This window comes from Ginsengibacter sp., from assembly GCF_057362405.1.
Window position 1 is genome coordinate 1 of sequence record NZ_JBMQQG010000199.1, and the last position, 8,271, is coordinate 8,271.

The 8,271-nt window shown below is 39.1% G+C and carries 5 protein-coding genes; 2 read left to right on the forward strand and 3 right to left on the reverse strand.

All coding sequences use genetic code 11. The annotated features are described in order from the left end of the window. Positions 1–120: 120 nt before the first annotated feature. Positions 121–1,359 carry a phosphoglycerate dehydrogenase gene (gene serA / locus ACO1O5_RS17230; RefSeq protein ID WP_486272420.1) on the reverse strand — a complete coding sequence of 413 codons (1,239 nt, stop codon included), beginning with the start codon at positions 1,357–1,359 and terminating at the stop codon, positions 121–123. A gap of 57 nt (positions 1,360–1,416) precedes the next feature. On the opposite strand from serA, the gene ACO1O5_RS17235 reads away from it, so the two are divergent. Further along, the gene (locus ACO1O5_RS17235) at positions 1,417–2,706 is read left to right on the forward strand and encodes a serine hydrolase domain-containing protein (protein ID WP_486272422.1); all 1,290 of its coding nucleotides are present in this window, start codon (positions 1,417–1,419) and stop codon (positions 2,704–2,706) included. Positions 2,707–2,714: 8 nt separating this feature from the next. On the opposite strand, the gene ACO1O5_RS17240 is transcribed toward ACO1O5_RS17235, so the two are convergent. After that, positions 2,715–4,124: a nucleoside recognition domain-containing protein gene (locus tag ACO1O5_RS17240; protein WP_486272423.1), complete on the reverse strand. Its 1,410-nt coding sequence runs from the start codon at positions 4,122–4,124 to the stop codon at positions 2,715–2,717. A gap of 315 nt (positions 4,125–4,439) precedes the next feature. Between ACO1O5_RS17240 and ACO1O5_RS17245 the strand changes: the two genes are divergently transcribed. After that, positions 4,440–6,974 (forward strand): YfhO family protein, encoded by a 2,535-nt coding sequence (locus tag ACO1O5_RS17245; protein WP_486272424.1) that lies wholly within the window; start codon positions 4,440–4,442, stop codon positions 6,972–6,974. On the opposite strand, the gene ACO1O5_RS17250 is transcribed toward ACO1O5_RS17245, so the two are convergent. Continuing rightward, a complete protein-coding gene (locus ACO1O5_RS17250; RefSeq protein WP_486272426.1) occupies positions 6,969–8,090 on the reverse strand; it encodes a glycosyltransferase family 4 protein in 1,122 nt (373 codons plus the stop codon). The genes ACO1O5_RS17245 and ACO1O5_RS17250 overlap by 6 nt on opposite strands. Between the last annotated feature and the right edge of the window lie 181 nt (positions 8,091–8,271).

An 8,271-nucleotide genomic window follows, 5' to 3' on the forward strand; every position in this document is an offset into this window, starting at 1 on the left:
CCGCCGAAGCCACCGCCTATAATTACAATAGTTTGAACCATTCCAGTTAAGATTTGTGGGATTTGAATGAAAATTAAATATTGATTATTTAACTCTTGACGACTATCGCCATACCAACTGCTAATACAATAATCTTACCCTAATTGTTTCCTTTACTTTTTTGAGTAATTCCAGGGCATTGCCTGAGATGTTTTTGCTTACATCCAACACTACGTATCCAATGTCATCATTGGTTTTTAAGTATTGCCCCAGGATATTTATTTTGTTTTCAGAAAGCGTTGTATTTATTTCTGACAATACGCCCGGAACATTTTTGTGAACATGCAGAATGCGATGCGTTCCTTCCTGCGGCGGAAGGCTTAACCCCGGCGTAGTATGCGAGCCGGTTGTAATTCCCTTTTCCAAAAAATTAAAAAGCTTACTGCTTACATCTTCACCGATATTATGCTGCGCCTCTTCGGTTGAGCCGCCAATATGTGGCGTGAGAATCACGTTGCTTAAACCCTGCAACGGAGTTACAAAAGGGTCGCCGGTTTTTTCAGGTTCAACGGGGAAAACGTCGATTGCAGCTCCGCCAAGTTCTTTATTAACCAATGCATTTCTCAATGCAGGAATATCTACCACCTGCCCCCTGGCATAATTGATAAGCATCGCAGTCGGGTTGCAATATTTTAAATTGGTTTTATTAATCATATTGCGGGTGGTAGGCAAATCCGGAACGTGCAGCGTAATAACGTCAGCTAATCGCAGTACTTCTTTGAGCGATGATTTATCTTCCGCATTCCCCAGCGGCATTTTTGTTTCGGTATCGTAAAAAATTACTTTCATACCCAAAGCTTCTGCCAACACGCTTACCTGCGATCCAATGTTTCCGTAGCCGATAATACCCAACGTTTTACCCCGGAGTTCATGACTTCCGGATGAATCCTTAATCCATTTTCCCTCGTGGGCGGCCTTATTTTTGTCAGGGATCTTCCTTATTAGCATGATTGAAGAAGCAATCACCAGCTCCGCTACCGACCTTGTATTGGAATAAGGTGCGTTAAAAACTGTTACGCCTTTTTTAGTAGCCGCAGCCAGGTCTACCTGGTTTACGCCGATGCAAAAGCAGCCAATTGCCTGCAGTTTGTTAGCATTATTCAGCACTTCCTGCGTGATTTTAGACTTTGACCGGATGCCCAGTAAATGCACATTCTTTATTTCCTTTATGAGGTCTTTTTCGCTTAAGGCTCCGGGAATTTGTTTAACAGAATTGTAACCTGCATCATAAAACTTCTTTGCCGCCGTTTTACTTATGTTTTCGAGAAATAAAATATTAATTTTTTCTTTAGGATAACTGGTTGTCTTTTTTTCAGCCATATAATTTTTGTATTGTAATATTGCAAATATACTCTGTTAATCGTTGAAAGTTTTCCAATGAAAGCCCCAAGAATCTTTTTAATTCCAATATCATTTTTGCTAGCCGTTACAGCGTGCCAGCAAGGCACCGCAAAAAAAGTTGCCAAACCATCTGTTGATTCCTCAGCCTATGTTGCGCCTGAGCCGGGTAATATGCCAAAAGCAGCATTTGACCGGTATCACAGTGAAATTCAGGATTATTACATTCATAATTTAGTAGACAAAGGTTTTAATGGCGGCATCCTTGTTGCAAAAAAAGGACAAGTAATTTTTGAAGCCTATCATGGTTATTTTAACCTAAAGAAAAAGGATTCACTCACACCTCACAGTCCGTTTCACCTTGCATCTGTTTCCAAAACATTCACTGCCATGGCTACCCTCAAATTGGCTGAAATGGGTAAGCTGAGCCTTGATGATGATGTTAAAAAATTCTTTCCGGCTTTTCCTTACGATGATGTTAAAGTAAAATTTTTATTGAGCCACCGCAGCGGTTTGCCTAATTACATTTATTTTATGGAAAAGCTGGGGTGGAACACGAGGCAATATTGCAGCAACGAAGATGTGCTTTCCTACCTTATCCAATTCAAGCCGCCGGTTAACAGTAAAGCGGGAACAAGATTTGAATATTGTAACACCAATTATGCGTTATTGGGATTGATTATAGAAAAGGCTTCAGGGCAGACTTATGCGGATTTTCTGCAATCAACTTTCTTTACCCCGCTTCACATGAACGACACGTATGTTTTTAACATCACCGACAGCGCCAGGGCAATGCCCTCGTACTACAGGGGCCGGGAGGAAAAGCTTACTTATTTAGACACTGGTTTCGGCGATAAAAACATTTACAGCACGCCAGAAGACCTTTTAAAGTGGGACCAGTGTTTATACACGAATGAAATGTTCAGTAAGGAGATGCTGGAGGCAGCGTATACGCCTTACAGTAACGAGAAGCCGGGAATAAGAAATTATGGATATGGATGGAGAATGAATGTGTACCCTGACGGAAGGAAAATTATTTATCATAACGGATGGTGGCACGGTAACAATGCGGTATTTATAAGAATGATACAGGATTCTGTAACCATAATAGTCTTGGGAAATAAATACAATCCATACATTTATAGGTCTAAAAAGATGGCTGAAATATTTGAGCCATCTTCTGTAATGGTAGATGATGAAAGAGGCGCCTTTGGGAAATATAATACCTACAACGCTGAAACGGCTGATTCAACGCTATCACAAAAAGCACCGTTGGTTCGGAAAAAAATACGACACAAGACACACAAAGTAACAAAGAAAAGGAGATAGAATATTTCTTAACTCGCATTACCAAAAAAGAAATAAGCCAAAAGTATAGAAGTCACAATTCCCACAAGGTCTGCCAGCAACATGGCGCCGATAGAATAACGTGTATTCTTTATTGAGACAGCGCCATAATAAACAGCTATAATATAAAAAGTAGTATCGGAAGTTCCCTGTAAAATAGAGGATAACCGTGCAGCAAATGAATCGGGACCGTGAGTCGTCATGGCATCAATCATCATACCCCGGGCCGCGCTTCCGCTCAATGGTTTTATAAGTGCTGTGGGTAACCCATCAACAAACCGGGTATCTGTCCCTAATGCGGAAAACAAGTGTCGCATTCCACTTATAATTACATCGAAAGTACCGCTGGTACGTAACAAGCTAATGGCAACGAGCATCCCTACCAAATAAGGAATTATTTTTATCGCCACTTCAAAACCACCTTTTGCTCCTTCAACAAAGGAGCTGAAAATATCAATCTTTTTATAAAGCGCTCCTAAAATAATTAGGAAAAAAATGAGGAGGATAATACCGTTACTCAATACGCCTGAAAAAGTTTGAACGCCTGTAAAACTCAAACTTTTTAGATAGATAATCATGAGAGAGATAACTGCCGAAATACCCAATACCCATAACAAAATTACCGGCTGAAAAATATTTATTTTTTGCTTGAACGACACAATCAACATGGCTGCCATGGTAGCGGCAAAAGTTGCGATCATACACGGAATAAAAATTTCGGTCGGGTTAGTACTGTTGAGTGAAGCTCTTATCGCGATGATACTTACGGGAATTAACGTGAGTCCTGAGGCATGTAAACAGAGAAACATAATCTGTGCATTGGAAGCCGTGTCTTTATTGGGATTAATTTCCTGTAAACTTTCCATTGCTTTAATCCCAAACGGTGTGGCGGCATTATCGAGACCCAATAAATTTGCTGAAAAATTCATAACCATGTGGCCCATGGCCGGGTGGTTTTTGGGTAATTCAGGAAACAGTTTTGAAAAGAACGGGCCGATTATTTTCGATAAAAGCCTGATGCCACCTGCCCTTTCAGCAATGCTCATAAAACCCATGAACAACGCCATAATACCAATAAGGTTTATGGCAATATCAACCGATGCTTTTGCGGTTGTGATAATGCCATCTCCACTCTGTTCTTTATACGAGATATAACTTCCATTGGCAGCTTTTGCATATTTATAACGGCCATCGTTATACGTTTTTCCATTTTGCAAAGCCTGCAACATAGCGGCCGGCATAGAAGCACTATCAACTGTTTTCGTGTACGACGTATCACCTGATTTACCAACAACCATCCGGTTAAAAATATCGGTATTGTCTTTAACAAACACACATTGAAAAACTGCTGCCAATACAGCCACAATTATGAAAGCCGCCCATATTCTGCTTAAAGCCATAAATTGATTTGTAAGAAACTAAGATAGGAAATGATAATTGATAATCGTCAATTGATAATGCATAATAAAAGATGAGTAAAGATTTAATGATGAATGGCTGCCGGACAGAAGTGGAAATACTTTTGCACGGAGAAACTTTACTTTCCAAAAACTTTTCCTGCAAAAGATTGTAGCGGATGGCCGGAACTGTTGCTGAATAATGAGTCAAAGACGAGCGCCCCAAAACAAAATCCTTTTTTAACACTGCGTCTTAAACTTTATTTGAACCCTTTGCCATAAAACTTTTACTTTGCTTTTTTAAAAGAAAAAATATTCATGAAGAATTTCAATTTCAAAAAAATATTACCCCACATTATTGCTATTGTGATTTTTTTAATAGTTGCTGTCATATACTGCAAACCCGCGCTGGAAGGTAAGGTGGTATCGCAACACGACATACAAGGTTGGCGGGGCATGAGCCAGCAATCAATGGAGTTTCATGACAAATATGGATATTATCCTTTATGGACCAATAGTATGTTTAGTGGCATGCCCGCGTACCAAATTGCTTTCGATTCGCGTACCAAATTGCAAGTCGGCTATCTCGATAATGTGCTGAAATTAGGTTTACCTAATCCTATCAGTTTTTTCTTTCTTGCCTGTATCTGTTTCTATTTTTTATGTATTGTGCTGGGTGTAAGTCCGTGGGTTGGAATTCTTGGCGGTTTGGCATATTCCTATTCCACCTTCGATCCAATAATAGTAGCGGTTGGCCATAATACCCAAATGCTTTCGATAGGTTATATGCCGGCTGTCCTTGCAGGGTTAGTGTTGCTTTTTCGAAAAAAATATTGGACAGGTTTTGCGATTACCGCTTTTTTTGCAGCAGTATTAATTGGTCAAAATCATCTGCAGATGATTTATTATACCTTACTTATTGCCGCAGTAATGTCAGTTGCTTTTCTCGTAAAAAGCTATAAAGAGAAGCAATTAGCCGTCGCTTTTAAAGGTGTGGCTCTTGCCTTGATTGCAGGAGTTATGGGACTAGCGTGTAACGCGGTAACAATGATGCCAACTTATGAATATGCCAAGGAAAGTATGCGTGGAGGCAGATCAGAACTTACCATGCCAGGACAAACTGAGAACAAAACAAAAGGGGGCCTTGATAAAGATTATGCATTCAATTACAGTCTTGGTATTCCTGAGTCACTCACCCTTATTGTTCCGGGTTTATACGGGGGGAGCAACGGCGGAAATGAATACACGACCTCCTCAAAATTTGTTGAGAAATTTTCCGGCATGGGCGTGCCTGAAGAGAATGCGCTTCAGTATGCCGATGCCTATTCTTACTGGGGTAACCAGCCAACAACATCTGGACCAGTTTACCTGGGAGCCATCATATGTTTACTTTTTATTTTTGGATTGGTCTATGTAAACTCATGGCATAAATGGTGGATTATAGCTGTAACAATTTTAGGAATTTTATTGGCATGGGGATCAAACTTCCAGGCATTTAATTATTTCCTTTTCGATCACCTGCCGTTTTACAATAAATTTCGGGCTCCTACAATGGGGCTCGTCATTCCGCAACTATGCTTTCCTCTATTGGGTGTTTTAGCTGTTGATAAACTTGTCTCTGAAAAAATTGATTATGCAGATGCATGGAAAAAAATAAAACTTACCGGTATCATAACCGGTGTCATATTGGTATTGCTTGCCGGTTTTTATTTTACTGCTCCCTTTAGTGGAAAAAGTGATAAAACCCTTAAAGAAAACTTCAAACAAAGCATGCTTCAACAAGTGCCGCAAGGACAACAGCCAACGCCCCAAATGGAACAGCAGGCAGAGGATGTTAGCCGGGGACTTATAAGCGCTTTGCAGACTGACAGAAAGGATCTGATGGGAGGTGATCTTTTAAGATCTATCATTTTGATTGGGCTTGCCTTTGCGATAATTGGGTTATTTGTTAAAAAGAAATTTTCTCCCGTAATCGTTATCGTGTCTTTGATTGTACTTTCGGGATATGATCTGTTAGGCGTTGATACAAGGTATTTGAATTCGAATAATTTCGTTGATGATACCGATTTTGAATCTGCGTTTACGCCTACCGAAGCGGACCTCCAGATTATGAAAGACCCGGATCACGCGAACTTCAGGGTTTTCAATACGACAGTAGACCCATTCAACGACGCATCAACTTCTTATCATCATAATTCAGTGGGTGGATATCATCCTGCAAAACTTGGATTGTACAATGATATTATTATGTATCAGCTTGCTAAAAGGAATATGCAGGTATTTGATATGCTGAATACAAAATATTTTATTATTCAAAATCCCCAGACAGGTAAACCGGTTGCTCAACTAAACCCGGGCGCTTTTGGAAATGCATGGCTGGCGAAAGGAATTAAATATGTGGACAATGCCAACGAAGAAATGAACGCTCTCGATAGTACTGACCTTAAGGATACGGCAGTGGTAGATAAAAGATACCAATCGCAAATTAAACAACCTCCCGTTCCTGATTCTTCGGCTTATATAAAACTGAAACAAAATCTTAATGATAAAATAGATTACACTTTTCACAGTACTACTCCGCAATTTGCAGTGTTAAGTGAAGTGTATTACCCGCTTGGATGGGACGCATTTATTGATGGCAAAAAAGCAGACTATGTAAAAACTGACTATGTGTTACGCGGCATGTATGTTCCCGCAGGCGATCATGAAATTGAATTCCGGTTTGAACCCAAATCGGTTTCAACGGGCAGAACCATCACCATCATTTCAAATATTATTGTATTTCTTTCGATGATTTTGGCATTGGTGTTTTATATTAGGCGGAAACAAAAACCTGATGCGCATGTTTTATAGGACTTTGAAAAGACTCTCCCAAATCTGATCGGCGGTATTCTTCCATGAAAATAATTGCTTTCTCAATTTACCTTTTTCAACTAGTTGGTGACGCAACTCAGGTGATTTTTGAATTGCAATCATAGCTGACTTTATTTCATCAATACTGAAAGGGTCAACTAATAAAGCGGCATCGCCCACGACTTCTGGCATTGAAGTAACATTAGAACAAATGACTGGGATATTACACTGCATCGCTTCAATAGGCGGCAGGCCAAATCCCTCGAAATATGGAACAAAACAGAGGGCTAAGGCTGCTGAATAAATGTCCTGCAATTGCTCGTCATTGAGTCTGCCAACAAATATAACGTCGTCTTTGAATTCCATTGAATTTTTGAATTCATGCATCTCATTAGTACGATGCATCTCTTTTCCTGCAATAATAAGTTTAGTAGATGAGTGGCTTTCTTTCTTACATAATTCGAAAGCTTCGAGTAGTCTTAATATGTTCTTCCTGGGGTGCAAAGTACCGACAAAAAGAAAATATTCTTTTCCGGCAGAATATCGCTTACGAATTTTATCAATCTCTTCGCCGGAAGAAGGTTTGAAAAATGAATTAATTCCTAAATGAATAACGTCTATTTTATTCTGATCGATTCTAAAATTTGCAATTATGTCCTTTTTGCTGTATTGCGAAATAGTTATTATCCTATCGGCCCGTTTAGCGTATTTTGGGAAAAAATAATTGTAGTATTTTCTATTGGTCCATTTTAGATCTTGGGGAATGTGAACAAAATTGATGTCATGTATAATTCCGACCTGTTTGCCTTTCCAACCAAGACATAAAATCCCGTCAGGCGAAAAAAAAAGGTCGGGCTTTACCTTGTTTAGATACTTTCTGACGCTGTATTCAAACCATATTATATTGAGCAATGCATGTTTAGCCGGTGGAAAAAGATTAACAGCTTTAATATTTTTTGAAAAGAGAAATTCTTCGTCTATACCTGAATCAAATAGAAAATGAAATTCTATTTCGGGATGATTTTGTGTTATGTATTTTAGGGTATTATAAGTTACCCATCCAATTCCATCCAAATGATTCTTTCTAAGTAGCCTGGTATTTACAACTATTTTCAATATTCTTTTGGCTGATTTTAAATATCACTTATTGCAAATTTGCATTAAATATCTTACCCGGTTGCAAATAGACGAATCTATTAAAAGTCTTGGGATCAAATGGGAATTGAAGGATAGGGTTAATCTGTTCTTAAAAGCAGATTTTTATTCTTACTACTCAAGTTTTAGCTTTAAAAAATCA